Genomic DNA, 15,967 nt, shown 5'->3' with positions numbered 1-15,967 from the left:
GCGCCGGGTCCGACGCATGCGTCCACGACACCACGGTCATACGGCGGGCGCGGGGGCCGGGTTGCCGTAGTAGGCGTCGGGGCCGTGCTTGCGGGTGTAGTGGCGGTTCAGCAGGTGTGGGGGCGGCGGGGGGCTGGTGGGGGCCAGGGCGAAGGTGTGCAGGGCGATGTCGGCGACGGCTTCGCAGATGATGGCGTGTTCGAGGGACTTGCGGGCGGTGGCGCCCCAGGTGAAGGGGCCGTGGCCCGCCACCAGTGCCGCGGGCACCTCGACGGCCTTCTGGTCGTCCTCCTCGAGCATGTCCACGATGACGCGGCCGGTGTTGTACTCGTAGTCCTTGGCGCACTGTTCGGCGGTCAGGTCGGGGGTGCTGGGGATGGGGCCGTTGAAGGTGTCGGCGTGGGTGGTGCCCAGGACGGGGATCTCACGGCGGGCCTGGGCGAAGGCGACGGCGTGGGTGGAGTGGGTGTGGGTGACGCCGCCGATGGAGGGGAAGGCGAGGTAGAGGCAGCGGTGGGTCTCGGTGTCGGTGGAGGGCCGCAGGTCGCCTCCGACGACCTTTCCGTCGGAGAGGCGTACGGTCACCAGATGGTCGAGGGCGAGGTCGTCGTAGGGGACGCCGGAGGGCTTGATGACGAAGACCCCCGCCTCGCGGTCGACGCCACTGACGTTGCCCCAGGTGAGCGTGGCCAGGCCGACCTGGGGGATGGCCAGGTTGGCGTCCAGTACCTCTTGCCGCAGGCCGTCGCGGACTCGTGCGGTCACTGGTCGTTCTCCTTACGTGAGCAGACAGGTCGTCACAGGGCCTGGGCGAGGCGGTGGTAGGCGGCGTTCCAGCGGACTTCCTTGGTGAACTGGTCGATGCTGGTGTTCTCGTCGATGGTGAGCAGCTCGACGCCGGTCATGGCGGCGTAGTCGGTGAGGGTTTCGAGGTCGACGGCGGAGCTGAGCACGGTGTGGTGCGGGGCGCCGGCGAGCAGCCAGCTCTCGGCGGACTCCGCGAGAGAGGGGCGCGGCTTCCAGACCGCCCGCGCCACCGGCAGACGCCGCAGCGGCTCGCTGGGGGTGATGACGTCCACGGCGTTCGCGGTGAGCCGGAAGCGGTCGCCGAGGTCGGAGAGGCCGACGACGACGGCGGGACCCTCGGCGGCGTCGAAGACCAGGCGGACGGGGTCCTCACGGCCGCCGATGGAGAGGGGGTGGATCTCGCAGCGGGGGCGGGCGGCGGCGATGGAAGGGCAGACCTCCAGCATGTGGGCGCCGAGGACGCGGGGGGTGCCGGGGCCGAGGTGGTAGGTGTAGTCCTCCATGAAGCTGGTGCCGCCGGGGAGGCCGGTCCCCATGACCTTCATTGTGCGCAGCAGGGCGGAGGTCTTCCAGTCGCCTTCGCCGCCGAAGCCGTAGCCGTCGGCCATCAGGCGCTGCACGGCGAGGCCGGGGAGTTGGCGCAGGCCGCCGAGGTCTTCGAAGTTGGTGGTGAAGGCGGTGAAGCCGCCCTCGGTGAGGAAGGCGCGCAGGCCGAGTTCGAGACGGGCCGCGTACAGCAGGGAGTCGTGGCGGATGTTGCCGGGGCGCAGCGCGGACGCCATGTCGTACGACGCGATGTATACGTCGGCGAGTTCGGCGGCGGCCTTGTCCTCGACGTCGTCGACGACGGCGACCAGGTCGTTGACGGCGTAGGTGTTGACGGAGAAGCCGAAGCGGAGCTGGGCTTCCACCTTGTCGCCCTCGGTGACGGCGACGTCGCGCATGTTGTCGCCGAAGCGCGCCAGGCGCAGGCTGCGCGCAGTGTGGCGGCCGACGGCGGCGCGCGCCCAGGCCGCGATGCGCCTAACGACGCGGGGGTCGGTGGCGTGACCGGCGACGATCTTGCGGTCGACGCCCACACGGGACTCGATGTGGCCGAACTCGCGGTCGCCGTGGGCGGCCTGGTTGAGGTTCATGAAGTCCATGTCGATGCTCGGCCAGGGCAGCGACAGGTTGTACTGGGTGTGCAGGTGCAGCAGGGGCCGGTCCAGGGCGCTGAGTCCGGCGATCCACATCTTGGCGGGGGAGAAGGTGTGCATCCACACGATCACGCCCACGCAGGTTTCGGAGGCGCTGGCTTCCTGGCACATTCTTCGGATGGAGTCGGCGTCGGCGAGGACCGGCTTCCACACGATGCGGACCGGGACCTTGCCGGGGCGGCCGAGGGTCTCGGAGATGTTCCTCGACTGCTCGGCGACCTGACGCAGGACGTCGTCGCCGTACAGGCCCTGGCTGCCGGTGAGGAACCAGATCTCGTGGCCGGGGTAGGGCGTGGTGGTCGTTTCCATGGGAGTTTTCCTGTTCAGGAGTGGACGGCAGTTTCGGCGCGCAGGCCGCGCAGGCGGTGCATGACCTCGTTCGCGCCACGGCCGAAGTAGTCGTGCAGAAGCCGGTACTCGGCGTACAGACGGTCGTAGGCCGCGGCCCGCTCGGGGTCGGGCAGGTAGACGCCCGGACGGGCCTTGCCCATGGCCTGGGCGGCAGCCCGGATGTCCGGGTACGCGCCGGCGGCGACCGCGGCGTGCATGGCCGCGCCCAGAGCCGGACCCTGCGCGGAGTCGATGACGCCGAGGGGGAGACGGGTGACGTCGGCGTAGATCTGCATCAGCAGCGCGTTCTTCATCAGGCCGCCCGCGATGATGAGCTCCTTCACCGGCACACCGGAGGTCTCGAACGCCTCGATGATGGTGCGGGTGCCGAACGCGGTCGCTTCAAGCAGCGCCCGGTACACGTCCTCGGGGCTCGTGGCCAGTGTCAGGCCCACCAGGACGCCGCTGAGGTCGTGGTCGACCAGGACGGAGCGGTTGCCACTGTGCCAGTCGAGGGCGATCAGTCCGTGCTCGCCGATCGCCTGCTCCGCCGCCAGGGCGGTGAGGTGTTCGTGCGCGTCGCGTCCCAGGGCGGCGGCTTCCTCGGCGTACGACGTGGGGAACCCGGTGCGCACGAACCAGCCGAAGATGTCGCCGACGCCGCTCTGCCCGGCCTCGTAGCCCCACAGGCCCGGTAGGATGCCGCCGTCGACGACCCCGCACATGCCCGGGACCTCGGCCCACTGGTCGGAGCTCATGACGTGGCAGGTGGAGGTGCCCATGATGGCCACCATCCGACCTGGCTCGACCGCGGTGGCCGCGGGCGCGGTGACATGCGCGTCGACGTTGCCGACGCAGACGGCGATGCCTTCCGGCAGGCCCGTCCACGCCGCCGCCTCGGCCGTCAATCTCCCTGCGGGGTCGCCGAGTTGGCCGATCGGCTGGTCCACCTTCTCCGCCACGAAGTCCGCGAAACCGGGGTTGAGCGCGGCCAGATAGTCGGGAGAGGGATAGGTGCCGTCCTGGTACTGGCCCTTGTATCCGGCAGTGCAGGCGTTGCGGACGTACGTGCCGCACAGCCGCCACACGATCCAGTCCGCCACCTCCACCCACCGCTCAGTGCGGTGGTAGAGCTCCGGATCCTCCTCCAGCAGCTGCAGCCCCTTGGCGAACTCCCACTCCGAGGAGATCTTCCCGCCGTACCGCTTCAGCCACGGCTCCGCGCGCTCCTCGGCGAGAGCCGTGATGCGGTCGGCCTGGGCCTGGGCGGCGTGGTGGCGCCACAGCTTCACGTAGGCGTGCGGGCGGCCGCCGTACTCGGGGAGTTCACACAGCGGGGTGCCGTCGGCCAGCGTCGGCACCATCGTGCAGGCGGTGAAGTCCGTACCGATGCCGATGACCTGCTCCGGCCGTACGCCGGCCCGGGCCAGGGCCTCGGGTACGGCGATCCGCAGGACGTCGATGTAGTCCGAGGGCACCTGCAGCGCCCAGTCGGGCGGCAGCGGCGTCCCGTCGGGCAGCGCCCGGTCGAGGACGGCGTGCGTGTAGGGGTGCTCGGCGGAAGCCACTTCGGTGCCGTCGGCGACGCGGACCACCACGGCCCGTCCGGAAAGCGTCCCGTAGTCGACTCCGATGACGTAGGTGCCGGGAGAGGTGTGTTCGCTGTGCTCGGCGTTCACCACCGGGCCGCCCTTCTGATCGAGATCTCGTGCGTTGTTCGAAGCCATGGATGAGGTGGGGAGGGAAGGCTGTGGCAAGAGGGGCGGGCGTGGACTGGCTCAGGCTCCGCCCGGCGGCGACGTCAGCCGTTGATGTCGCGGCGGTTACCCGTCGAGACCGGGGGTCCATGGAGGAGCCGCTGCAGGTGCCTCGCCTGTGTGGTCGACGTGTCCGCCATGTCGTCGCCGACCGCCGCTGTCCTCGCGAGGGGGGCGTCCGCGGTCGCGTGGGTGGTGACGGCCGAGGTGTGGTGCCCGGGACGCGCAAGTCGTGCTGGGGGAGGCTGCCGTTGCCCGACGAGCGCGGCGGCGATGCGGTTGTCGCCCGACGACGGGAGAGTGCTGCTCGCGGTGGAGGCATGGGGTGAGTCGCTGATGCCGACGGCCATCCGCTGCCCCCTGGAGGGCGCGGCGCGGCTGCCGCGGTGAATGTGACCGGTCACGGACATGGGAGGATTGTGAGCGGTCACAGCGTGGGCGTCAAGAGAGCGTGACCCGGGCTCTGCGCCTCGAACACATCCATCGGTGCGGCACACTCCTCACTCGCTGAGCGGTCCCCGGGGTAGACCCGACCGGGACGGCCGACGGGGCCACTCCGAGGCGCCGCGCCGCCGGTACATGGAGGTGGGGCCTGGTGCGGGGCACGTCCTCTCGGGTGACGACCACGTCGAACGCGTCGCGCAGCCCGATGCTGTGGGTGGGGCAGCACGGAGGCCGCCCGGGAGCTGGACGCGACCGCGAGCGGCAGACCGCGCCGCTTCGCGTCCGCCACCAGCAGCCGTACGCCGGCGAAAAAGACTGGTCGCCGTCGGCGAGACCCTGGTCGAGAGCCTGGCCGCAGCCACGCGGCTTCTGGTCGTGCACGGTCGTCACGGTGACCTCGTCGGCCCGCTCCCCTTTGACCTTCCGGGCGGACTCTGCGACCAGTTCGCTCACTTCGGCCCCGGAACCGTCGTTGACCAGGATCAAAGTGTGTCCGGCTCGACGATCAGCCCCAGCGACTTCAGGAACAGTGAGAAAACGCTCTGGGCCTGGAACATGGGCACGATGACTCCCTGCAGCGCCCCTGCGCGGCCGTGTCGGCCAGGCAGGGGCTGTGGAGGAGTCGGCCCGGCGCCAAGAGAATTCCCGGCGCCGAACCCGTGGATCGATTGCCGCGACCCGCTACTGCGGGACGATGCGGAACTGCTGGTTGCTGCTGGTGCTGCCGCTCCACTGGCCGAGGTCGGAACCGCTGGTGGTTCGGTTCAAACCGTCGGCGTACAGCCCCGTCGCGCGGTTCTTGAGGCGAACGTACGAGCCCGCCGTCACCTCCATCCAGTCCTGGGACGTGGCACTGCTGTCGGTCGTCTGACCGGCGGTGGCGCCGTTGGCGGTGGCTCCCAGGCCGTCGAGGAACAGCCCGGTGGCATGGTTCTTGAGGCGGATGTAGCTGCCGTCGGGGACGATCGACCACTCCTGGTTCGTGGTCGAGCCCAGCGGCCACTGTCCGACGGCGGAGCCGCTGGTCGTGCGCCCGCCGCCGTCGATCATCAGCCCGGTCGACCGGTTCGCCAGCTTGATGTACGAGGTGCCGCTGCCGGCGATGGCGGAGGAGACCTGGATCCTGTCGATGTTGGGGGCGTAGGCCGAGCTGTTGCCGAACTTGATGGTGTTCGAGCCGGCGGTCAGGTTCACGTCGACGGTGGTGGTCCAGTAGTTGGTCCAGCCGCGGGTGTTGCGGAAGTACACGCGCTGCGGGGTGCCGCCGTTTACCGTGATGTCCGCGTAGCGGTTGATGATGTTGTAGTCGTTGCCGCCGTCGCCGCGGTTGTCGCCGTTGGCATAGCTGACGACCAGGCGGTGCAGGCCGGAGGACGCCGCGGTGACGTTGTTGAACTGCAGGGTGTTGGCCGCGCCGTTGCCGAGCATGTCGACGTACTTGCCGCCGGAGGCCGTGGTACCGGACTCGATCGCGGCTGTGCCGGCGAGGGTGTTGGCCGTGTCCTCCGCCTCGTAGCTCGCGGTCGTGCCGGACGTCGAGTGGGTCACGTCGATGGAGTCGACGCTGATGTTGTCGCTGTTGTCAGTGGTGTAGGCGCCGTAGTTGATCCGGTTGATGCCCTGGGAGAGGTACATCGTGACCGTCTTGGTGGCGAAGGTGTTCCAGTTCGCCGTGCCCGGCAGGGCGAGGTCGGTCAGTTTGGAGCCGTTCACCGTGACGCGGGTGCTGCGGTCGGTGGGGGCGCCAGTGTGCGGACCGGCCGAGTAGCGGAGGGTGACGTCGTAGTAGCCGTTGTTGGGGGCGGAGACGACGAAGTTGGTGCTCGCGTTGCTCGAGTTCAGGTACCCGTCCACGAAGTACGTGCCGGTGTAGCCCGTGTTGGAGCCGTAGGTCACCCGGGCGCTGCCGCTGAGATCCGCGTTCTCCGCCTGGTACCGGGTCGGCACGTCCGCCGAGGAGAGGCTGGTGGCGGGAGTGATGGTCATCTGGTAGGCGGACGTCGCGCTCATGCCCGGAACGGTCACGGTGATCTTGCCGTCGGTGACCGGGAAGTCACCCTCCAGCACAACCGCGGGTCGGCCCGCCGCGTCCTCCGTGCCGGTGCTGGCCGTGGCCTGGACGACGGCGTGGACGGTGCTGCCGAAGCCCGAGGTGGCGCCGAAGCCCTGGACGGTGACGTCCGTGTCGCCCGACGCGCCGCCGAAGATGACCCGGGACTGCTTCTTCGCGGCGTCGAGCGTCGCGATGCCCTGGAGCGCGCCGTTCTGGGTCGGCGGCGTGACGGTGACGGTCCTGCCCGTCATCTCGCCGTACCAGTTGTACAGCCACCACGCGCCAGTCGGCTCGTTGTTGCGGGTCGTCAGGCCGTTGAGCGTGCCCTCGGTGACCCAGTACGCCAGGTCACCGCTCACCTTGGTGTTCTCCAGCCGGGTCATCCACTGGATGAGCTGCCCGGGGATGCCGAGGTCACCCGTGGCGCGGGTGTACTCGTTGATGACGATCGGGATCTTGGAGAGGCCGAGGCTGGTCTCCACACCACGCCAGTGGTTGTAGTGGTTGTAGTAGTCGGTGAAGAAGTTGTTCTGGAGCTCGTGCCAGGTGACGACGTCCGGGACGACGTTGTTCGCCTTGGCGTACGTCAGGAAGTCGGCCATCGTCTGGTTGTCGTAGACGCTGAAGCCCGGGCCGGCGATCTTGGCTGTCGGGTCCGACGCGCGGATGCGGTTGTAGACCGTCTTCCAGTCGTCGAAGAACTTCGCCTTCGTCGTGGCGTTGGTGAACATCCCGCCGTACCAGATCCAGTCCGGCTCGTTGAACGGGACGTACACGTACTTGCCGTAGTTGGGGTCGGCCTTCACGGCGGCGACCATGTCGTCGACCTTGCCGAGGTAGTCTGTCAGGCCCTGGTTCTCATAGGGCCAGTACCGGTAGATGTCCTGCATGTAGATCTGGATCTCCTTGGCACCTGCGTTCAGGTACTGCGGAGCCACATCGAACACGTCGCCACTGGGGTGCTGCAGACCGCCCTGCGGCTTCTGCGCGGCCTGCTGCGGGTGCAGTGGCTGGAGCACGTTGTCGGTCGTGACGCCCGGGTTGCCCAGACCGTAGAGGAAACCCGACGCGCCGTGCGCGATGTCGCCGGTGTCCTGCGACAGGTCAACCGTCAGCTGGGCGTTGGCCGCGTAGCTCGTACTGGGGAACAGCGCTCCGCCGACCGCGAGCGCGACGGACAGTAGTCCGATGGTGATTCTGCGACTCATGCTTGTGAACCTTTCCGGCCGCTGGCTGATCGGCCGACGGAGGCCGCTCCCGAGCCGGGAACGCCGCGACGTTCGACCCTGCGGGCCCTGTTCGCCGCCGACAGGACATGGAGGGTCTCCTCATGTCCGTGCCTCGCTTCTCTGGGAACCCTCACCGCCGCCTAGACCGACGATGAAGGAGCTTGCGGAGCGCCTCCCCCGGTGCTCCTGCACGCGGCGGCGCCCGGCGATGAGCCCCGGCTCCGGAAAGACGGGTGTCCGGGTTACATCAGGGGCGCCAGTTGTGACCGCTCTCATGTACGGGAGGAGTGTGAGCGGTCACAACGGTGGTGCGCAAGAGTGTCGCCGAAAAACGGTCGGTGACTACACCCGTGGGAGGGCCTGACCCGAGGGGGTGGCGCTTCCCGAACAGGGGCACGGGAGCCAGTCACGCCGAACGGCGTTCGACTGGAGTGGGACCGCGGACTGCAGGGCGCGCGGGGAAGGTGCCGGCGGGGTCGATCTGCCGTTCGGGTCGGTGGCTTCGGTGGCTTCGGTGGCTTCGGTGGCTTCGGTGGGGTTGGTGGGCTTCGCACCGCGGTCTCCGTGCGCGCGGCTGTCTCCGGGCATGCGGCGCTCTCGGCCGCCTGGAGTCCTCGTCGCCGGAGGAGGCGACGTCTCGCCGGCAGAGGGGGCGGCTTGGGCGTCGTCGAGAGAGGCTGGAGTTGGGCGAGGCCGAGAGTGGGCGCAGTCGGGTGAGTCAGGGAAAACGGCGCTGGCGGCGGGGCGCCGTCGCCGCTCTCCCTGCACCGCTCTCCCCGCGTCGCGGACCGCCGTCGCCGTTTCGCAACCTGAGCCAGGCATGAACGCGCGGAGGGTCGAAGGGGCCTCCCCGGGGACATCAACCCGACTACCGGGCAAGTCAGTTGTGCGATTTCCAGGCCGTGGCGGACAGGGGCGCCGGACATCCGGGGCAGTCGCCACCATCGGCGGGTGTTCAGAAAATCTTCACTTCTCACTTGCGTGATGACGCCGAGACTGCTCAGACTACCGGCACGTGACCGGTCACAATGTGACTGAAACAACCGCGAAACTTGTTCCCCCCCTCTTGTGCGGCGGTGGAGGGGCGCTAAAACTGACCCCACGCCTGTGACCGGTCACACCATCCAGCCAGGCAAACCGGACTAGGGAGAACTCGTGCTCAAGACCCGCTCATTCCCAGCGGCGGCGGCCACGCTGACGGCCACCGCCCTCCTGCTCACCGCCTGCGGGGGCGGCTCCACCTCGGACAGCGGTTCGTCGAGTGGATCTCCCAAGACGGTCACCCAGGCCGAGTTCGACAAGGCGATGTCCACGCCGACGAACCTCACCTTCTGGACGTGGGTGCCGGACATCGACAAGGAGATCGCCCTCTTCGAGAAGAAGTACCCGGCGATCAAGGTGAAGGCGGTCAACATCGGCTCCAGCACCGATCAGTACAAGGCGATGCGCACCTCGCTGCGCGCCGGCAAGGGTGCCCCGGACGTCGCCCAGGTGGAGTACCAGTTCCTGAGCAGCTTCACCCTGACGAAGAACCTGCTTGACCTGTCGCCGTACCACGGCATCAAGGATATGAAGAGCGAGTTCCCGACCTGGGTCTGGAACCAGGTGAGCTCCGACGGTGCGGTCTACGCCGTTCCGCAGGACACGGCCCCGATGGGCATGATCTACCGCAACGACATCCTCGCCAAGTACGGCATCAAGACGCCGACGACCTGGGAGGAGTTCGCCACCGCGGCGAAGACGCTCCACGAGAAGAACCCCAAGGCCTACATCACCAACCTGCCGGGCAGCGACCCCGGCCAGTTCGTGGGTCTGCTGTGGCAGAACGGCGCCAACCCCTTCGGCTTCGACGGCAAGAAGACCGTCACCATCGATCTCGACAGCCCCGAGGTCACTCAGGTCGTGGACTACTGGCAGAAGCTGATCCAGGCGGGCGAGGTCTCCACCGACGCCGACTTCAACGACCAGTGGTACAAGGGCCTGTCCAGCGGCAAGTATGCCTCGTGGCTCGCGGCCGCGTGGGGCCGTACGTTCCTCGAGGGGGCGGCCAAGACCACCTCTGGGAAGTGGCGGACGACGGAACTGCCGCAGTGGAACGCCGGTGACCACGCGACCGGCAACTGGGGCGGCTCGACCAACGCCGTGATGAACACCACCAAGAACCCCATCGCCGCCGCCGAGCTCGCTCGATACATCAACGTCGAGGAGGAGCCCGCGAACCTGTTCGTCACGAAGCAGCAGTTCTTCCCGTCCAAGACGAGCATCCTGAACAGCAGCGAGTTCGCCGACGCGAAGTCCGACTTCTATGGCGGCCAGCAGGCCAACAAGACCTTCGTCGACGCGTCCCAGAACGTGACCACCTCCTTCGGCTGGCTGCCCTTCATGGACTACGCGTACACGACCTTCAACGACACGCTCGGCAAGGCCATCGCCGACAAGGGCGACATGGAGGCAGGTCTGAAGGCTTGGCAGGAGAAGCTCGTCGCCTACGCCAAGCAGCAGGGGTTGACCGTCAAGTGAGTTCTCTCCCGTCCTCCGCGGTGCCGGTGCCCAGCGCGCCGGCGCCGCGGCGAGCGCGCCGCTCCTCCGCGGCCCGGCGCCAGCACACGGCGGCCTACCTGCTCGTCGCACCGTTCATGGTGATCTTCATCGCCATGATGGTGATCCCGCTGTGCTATGCCGCCTACCTGTCGCTCTTCCGTGAGCAGTTGATCGGCGGCACGACCTTCGTGGGCCTGGACAACTACGGGCGCGCCTTCGGCGACAGCGCCTTGGCGCAGGGGCTGCTGAGGGTCGGGCTCTACCTCGTCATCCAGGTCCCGGTCATGCTGGGTGCGGCGCTGCTGTTCGCGCTCGCCCTGGATTCCGGCAAGCTCTACCTGCAACGTCTCGTCCGCCTGTCGATCTTCCTGCCCTACGCGATTCCCGGCGTCGTCGCCACCCTCATGTGGGGATACCTGTACGGTCACGACTTCGGCCCCTTCGCCCAGATCGCCAGGGCGCTGTCGCTGCCCGTGCCGCCCTTCCTATCGCAGTCCTGGATGCTGGGTTCAATCATGAACATCACCACCTGGGCGTTCGTGGGATACAACATGATCATCATGTTCGCGGCGCTGCAGGCGGTCCCGACAGAGATGTACGAGGCAGCCAGGCTCGACGGCGCCGGCGAGTTCCGCATCGCCTGGCACATCAAGATCCCGTCCATCCGCAACGCGATCGTCCTCACGCTGATCTTCTCGATCATCGGAAGCTTCCAGCTCTTCAACGAGCCACAGCTTCTGCAGAAGCTGGCGCCCAACTCGATCGACTCCGCCTTTACACCGAACCTCTACGCCTACAACCTGGCCTTCACCAGCCAGGACATCAACTACGCGGCGGCGGTGGCCTTCCTCCTGGCGGGTGCCATCGCCATCACGTCCTACGCCGTCCAGCTCACCCAGCAGCGTCGGGAGCGCCGCCGATGACCGCTCTGACACCTTCCCCCGCAACCTCGACGGCACCCGCCTCCCGCAAGGCGCGAGGTAACCGTCCCCGCCGCAGCCCCCTGCTGACCGTGCTCGTTCTGCTGACGCTGCCGTACTTCCTCCTTCCGCTGTTCTGGCTCATCGTGTCGTCGACGAAGACCAACGGTGAGCTGTTCTCGACGTTCGGCCTGTGGTTCAGCGACTTCCACCTGTGGTCGAACGTGGTGGACGTCTTCACCGCTCAGGACGGCATCTTCTGGACCTGGAGCGGCAACACCATCCTCTACGCGGTCGTCAGCGCGGTGGGGGCGTCCGTCCTGGCGACCGCCGCCGGCTACGCGTTCGCGAAGTACGACTTCCCGGGCGGGAAGGCCCTCTTCTCCGTCGTCCTCGGGTCCATCATGGTGCCGACCACGGCGCTGGCGATCCCCACCTACCTCGTCTTCGCGCAGGTGAACCTGACGGACACCCGCTGGGCGGTCATCCTGCCGAGCCTCGTCAGCCCGTTCGGTGTCTACCTCATGCGCGTCTACGCAGCCGACACGATCGACAGCCAGATGCTGGAGGCCGCCCGTGTCGACGGCGCGAGTGAGATGCGGATCTTCTTCTCCGTGGCGCTGCGCCTCCTGGTGCCCGGCGCGGTCACGGTGCTGCTGTTCACGCTCGTCGCCACGTGGAACAACTACTTCCTGCCGCTCATCATGCTGCGGTCGAACGACCTGCTGCCGCTGACCGTGGGACTGGCGCAGTGGCAGACGGCCGCCAGCGGCCAGTCGGGAGCGCAGGCGCTGTTCTCGCGGGTCATCACGGGGTCGTTCATCTCGGTCCTGCCGCTGATGGCCGCGTTCCTCTATCTGCAGAAGTACTGGCAGTCGGGCCTGACCAGCGGAGGAGTCAAGGGATGAGCAGCGAACCGCAGGCGTCGAGCACGCCCCCCGGGCTGCCTGAGCACGTCCTGTTCGGCGCGGCCTACTACCCGGAGTACTCGCCGAACCGGAGCGTCGACACCGATCTCGACCTCATGGCCGAGGCCGGGATGAACGTCGTCCGGGTCGGCGAGTCGGTGTGGTCGACGTGGGAGCCCGAGGACGGCCGCTTCGAACTGGACTGGCTCCAGGAGGTGTTCGATGGCTGCCAGGCGCGGAACATGTCCGTGATCCTCGGCACGCCGACGTACGCGGTGCCGATGTGGCTGGCGCGCAAGCACCCCGACATCGCCGCCGAGCAGCCGGACGGGCGCCGGGTGCCCTGGGGCGGCCGCCAGGAGATGGACCTTACGCATCCCGCGTACCGGTTCCACGCCGAGCGCGTCATCCGCGCGGTCATCGGCAGGTACGCCTCCCACCCGGCCCTGATCGGCTACCAGGTCGACAACGAACCGGGCCTGCGCCTGCTGCACAACCCGGGCGTCGTCGAGGCGTTCACGGAGGAACTGCGCAAGACCTACGGCGATGTCGACACCCTGAACGAGGAGTGGGGGCTGGCGCACTGGTCCCACTGCCTGTCGGGCTGGGAGGACCTCTGGGCGCCGCACGGCAACCTGCACCCCCAGTACGACCAGGCGTGGCGCGCCTTCCAGACGCGGCTGGTGAACGACTTCATCGCCTGGCAGGCCGGCATCGTGCGGGAGGTGGCCACCGCCGCGGGGCGCGCCGACCAGTTCGTCATGACCTGCGTCGCCTACGACGTCCCCGCCGTCGACGACCTGGCGGTCAACCGCCCGCTGGACGTCGCCGGTGGCAACCCGTACTACCCCATGCAGGACCATCTGGCGCTGCCCGCGCCGGACGAGCTGCCCGACACGGCGTGGATGGTGACGGGCACCTGGAACCTCATCCACCTCGCCGACCGCATGTACGCCTCGAAGCGGGCCCCCTTCCTGGTCACCGAGACCAACGCCGGCGCCACCGGCGACTCCTCGGTCAACCTCCCCGCCTGGGACGGCCAGTGGCGCCAGGCGGCCTGGGCGATGGTCGCGCGCGGCGCACAGATGATCGAGTACTGGCAGTGGCACTCGATGCACACCGGCATCGAGATGCACTACGCCGGAGTCCTCCCGCACGACATGCGCCCGGGCCGCGTCTACGCCGAAGTGGCGCGGATCGGCGCCGAGTTCCACCGCGCGGGCGGCGCCGTGGCGGCGCTGCGCCCGGACGCCGACGTCGGTCTGCTGTACTCCGTGCCGTCCAAGTGGGCGCTCGCCTTCCAGCCTCCCTGGACGCCGCCCGGGCCGTACTCCTTCTTCACCAGAGTCGAGCGGGCGTACGACCGCATGGTGGGGACGTGGGCGCGCGGCGCGTTCGACGCGGCCCTCAGCAGCCGGGTCGTCCACGAGCGCCAGGTGCTCCCCGACGGCGACAACCCGGCCCAGAACACGGAAGGCCAGGATCCCGCGGCCCTCGCACAGGAGCTGCCGGTCCTGCTCGTCCCCGCGCTGTACGCCGCGAGCGACCGTCTGCTGGACTGGCTGGTGTCCTACGCCGAGGCCGGCGGCCACCTGCTGGTCGGTGTACGCACCGGCTACGCCGACGAGTTCGCCCGGGCCCGCTCGGAGGTCAAGCCGGGGCGCCTGGCGGATGCGGCGGGAGTCTCCTACCAGGAGTCCTCCAACCTCGACTCACCCGTGCCGCTCCGTGCGGGACCGGAGCCGAGGGGTCTGCCGGCACTGGAGTTGCCCGAGGGCGCCACCGGGAAGGCGTGGGCCGACTGCCTGGAACCGTGCGCGGAGAACGGCGCGGACGCGCTGGTCTCCTACCTCCACCCGCACTTCGGCCGTTTCGCGGCCGTCACCACGCGGGCGCACGGCGCGGGCCGCATCACCGTCGTGGGCACCGAGCCCGATCCGGCCACCGGCGCGGCGCTCGTCGACTGGGCGGTGCGGGTCGCCGGTGCGGCGAGGCCGGACCACCGGGCGACGCCGTCGGCACGCCGGTGGGGCGGACCCGGGTCCGTCCGTGTCAGCTCCGCGGTCGCGCGGGACGGGGCGCGGGTGCACATCGTCCACAACTGGTCCTGGGACCCGGCGACCGTCACCGTCCCCACCGCGATGCGTGACCTGTTGTCGCCCCGGAGCTACTCGGCCGGCGATTGCGTCGAACTCGGACCGTGGGACGTCCAGGTGCTCGCCGAGACGAGCCAGGGGCCGACCTTCCGCGGCTGAAGCAACGGGGCTTGCACAACGGGCGTCGCCCCGGCGGTGACGTCCCGTTTGCGTCCTGCCCCACCCATGGGTTCCAGGGGTGGGGCAGGGGCCGTTTACGGGGCCCACCGACTTCACGGCGGTGGCATGTCCGGCCGGGAGCCGTTCGAGAGCCCCCGGGACACAGGGGTGGACTTCATCCGTTCCAGTCCGTCGAGTGGCGGCCGCACGCGGTGTTCCGGGCGGGGATGCAACCGCTCCCGCAGCCTGCGGCGGTCCCGGGGGAAGGACGAAACACCTCGTCAGGTGGGCGACGCACCAACGGGTTCACACGGCGGCGCCCGCTGAGCTTTCGCGGATGATCAGGTCCGTGCCGGCGAAGGTCGGAGCGAGAGGCTGGAAGCCACTCTCCAACTGGCTGCGCAGGAGACCGAAGGCATCGCGGCCCAGGCCCTGGAAGTCCATGCGGACCGTGCTCAGTGCCGGCGTGAGGAATTCCGCGTGCGGGGCGTCGTCGAAACCGATGACGCTGACGTCTTCCGGGACCGACCGTCCGGCGTGGTGCAGGGCGCGCAGCACGCCCAGCGCGAGGTCGTCGTTGCCGCACAGGATCGCGGTGACGTCCGGGGCGTCGGCCAACCTTCGGCCCTCCTCGTAGCCGGCCTGCGCGCCCCAGCCCTTCCCGCCGTGCGGCTCGGGCGGGGTGATGCCGGCCGCCTCCAGGGCCGCACGCCAGCCCTGGGCACGCGGCCCCTCCGAGCGCCGGGTGCCCACCGACGTGGGGATCGCGACGTAGTGGACGGTCCGGTGTCCGAGCTGAAGCAGGTACTCCGTGGCGGCGCGGGCCGCCTCGCGGTCATCGGCCCACACGGCCGGCCGGGGAGGGGTCCGGCCGTGTGGGGGCGCTTCGACGACCGCGGCACACGGCACATCCGCCGGGATACGGCGCAGTGCCGAAGCGGCGAGCTGGTCGAAGCCGATGACCATCAGACCGCCGCCTCCGGCTACGGCCGAGGAGACCGCGCGGTCGAGGTCGTCGTCGGGCGTGAGCACCTTCACGCCCAGGGAGTAGCCCGCGGCGCGGGCCGCTTCCTCCAGACCCTGCAGGGTGGTGGCGTAGCCGTAGAGGGTCGTGTTGGACGTCAGGACGGTGATGGACCGGGTCACGCCGCTGGCCAGGGCGAACGCGGTGGCGTTGCGCCGGAATCCCAGCGTCTCGATGGCCGCCTCGACCCGCTTGCGTGTCTCCTTGCGGACGTTCGGATGCCCGTTGATGACCCTCGAGACGGTCTGGTAGGAGACGCCCGCCGCCTGAGCGACGTCTCGAATACTGGCGGCCTTGCGCGGTCCCTGTTCAGGGTCTGGCTCATCACCGGGGCTTGTGTGACCGATCACATCCATGTAAGGATTGTGAGCGGTCACAACACTGCCCGTCAAGAGATGGGAGTTGGCGTCGTCCGGCATTTATAGCAGGGACACGCAATGCGCTGTGGGGTGCGGCATCGGGCGAATGCCGGCGCGAGACCCGCGGAACGCCGCGAACGA

The 15,967-nt window shown here is 69.1% G+C and carries 10 protein-coding genes; 4 read left to right on the top strand and 6 right to left on the bottom strand.

Translation table 11 applies throughout. The annotated features are described in order from the left end of the window. Positions 1-36: 36 nt before the first annotated feature. The 5 genes from araD to ACWD4O_RS11845 form a co-directional block, all read right to left on the bottom strand. Entirely contained in the window at positions 37-765 is a 729-nt protein-coding gene (gene araD / locus ACWD4O_RS11865; protein ID WP_351902477.1) for an L-ribulose-5-phosphate 4-epimerase AraD, read from the bottom strand. Positions 766-797: 32 nt separating this feature from the next. Further along, positions 798-2,315 (bottom strand): L-arabinose isomerase, encoded by a 1,518-nt coding sequence (gene araA / locus ACWD4O_RS11860; protein ID WP_351902480.1) that lies wholly within the window; start codon positions 2,313-2,315, stop codon positions 798-800. Between the two features lie 14 nt (positions 2,316-2,329). Further along, the gene (gene araB, locus ACWD4O_RS11855) at positions 2,330-4,063 is read right to left on the bottom strand and encodes a ribulokinase (protein ID WP_351902483.1); all 1,734 of its coding nucleotides are present in this window, start codon (positions 4,061-4,063) and stop codon (positions 2,330-2,332) included. 74 nt (positions 4,064-4,137) lie between these two features. Then, the gene (locus ACWD4O_RS11850; protein ID WP_351902486.1) at positions 4,138-4,503 is read right to left on the bottom strand and encodes a hypothetical protein; all 366 of its coding nucleotides are present in this window, start codon (positions 4,501-4,503) and stop codon (positions 4,138-4,140) included. Positions 4,504-5,218: 715 nt separating this feature from the next. Next, positions 5,219-7,798 carry an RICIN domain-containing protein gene (locus ACWD4O_RS11845; RefSeq protein ID WP_451279609.1) on the bottom strand — a complete coding sequence of 860 codons (2,580 nt, stop codon included), beginning with the start codon at positions 7,796-7,798 and terminating at the stop codon, positions 5,219-5,221. Between the two features lie 1,176 nt (positions 7,799-8,974). Between ACWD4O_RS11845 and ACWD4O_RS11840 the strand changes: the two genes are divergently transcribed. The 4 genes from ACWD4O_RS11840 to ACWD4O_RS11825 are packed head-to-tail and all read left to right on the top strand — an operon-like array spanning position 8,975 to position 14,443. Beyond that, positions 8,975-10,339: an ABC transporter substrate-binding protein gene (locus ACWD4O_RS11840; RefSeq protein WP_351902492.1), complete on the top strand. Its 1,365-nt coding sequence runs from the start codon at positions 8,975-8,977 to the stop codon at positions 10,337-10,339. Next, positions 10,336-11,283: a carbohydrate ABC transporter permease gene (locus ACWD4O_RS11835; protein ID WP_398426616.1), complete on the top strand. Its 948-nt coding sequence runs from the start codon at positions 10,336-10,338 to the stop codon at positions 11,281-11,283. The genes ACWD4O_RS11840 and ACWD4O_RS11835 overlap by 4 nt, the downstream gene beginning before the upstream one ends. Continuing rightward, positions 11,280-12,188 (top strand): carbohydrate ABC transporter permease, encoded by a 909-nt coding sequence (locus ACWD4O_RS11830; protein WP_351902495.1) that lies wholly within the window; start codon positions 11,280-11,282, stop codon positions 12,186-12,188. The genes ACWD4O_RS11835 and ACWD4O_RS11830 overlap by 4 nt, the downstream gene beginning before the upstream one ends. Beyond that, entirely contained in the window at positions 12,185-14,443 is a 2,259-nt protein-coding gene (locus ACWD4O_RS11825; RefSeq protein ID WP_451279608.1) for a beta-galactosidase, read from the top strand. Before ACWD4O_RS11830 ends, ACWD4O_RS11825 begins: the two co-directional genes overlap by 4 nt. 306 nt (positions 14,444-14,749) lie before the next feature. Here ACWD4O_RS11825 and ACWD4O_RS11820 read toward each other — a convergent pair whose 3' ends face one another. Next, positions 14,750-15,823 carry a LacI family DNA-binding transcriptional regulator gene (locus tag ACWD4O_RS11820; protein ID WP_351902500.1) on the bottom strand — a complete coding sequence of 358 codons (1,074 nt, stop codon included), beginning with the start codon at positions 15,821-15,823 and terminating at the stop codon, positions 14,750-14,752. Positions 15,824-15,967 lie beyond the last annotated feature (144 nt).

The sequence above is a fragment of the Streptomyces sp. NPDC002623 genome, from assembly GCF_053592635.1.
The sequence above is the reverse complement of the archived record's forward strand: the minus strand, read 5'-3'. Positions and strand labels throughout refer to the sequence as shown.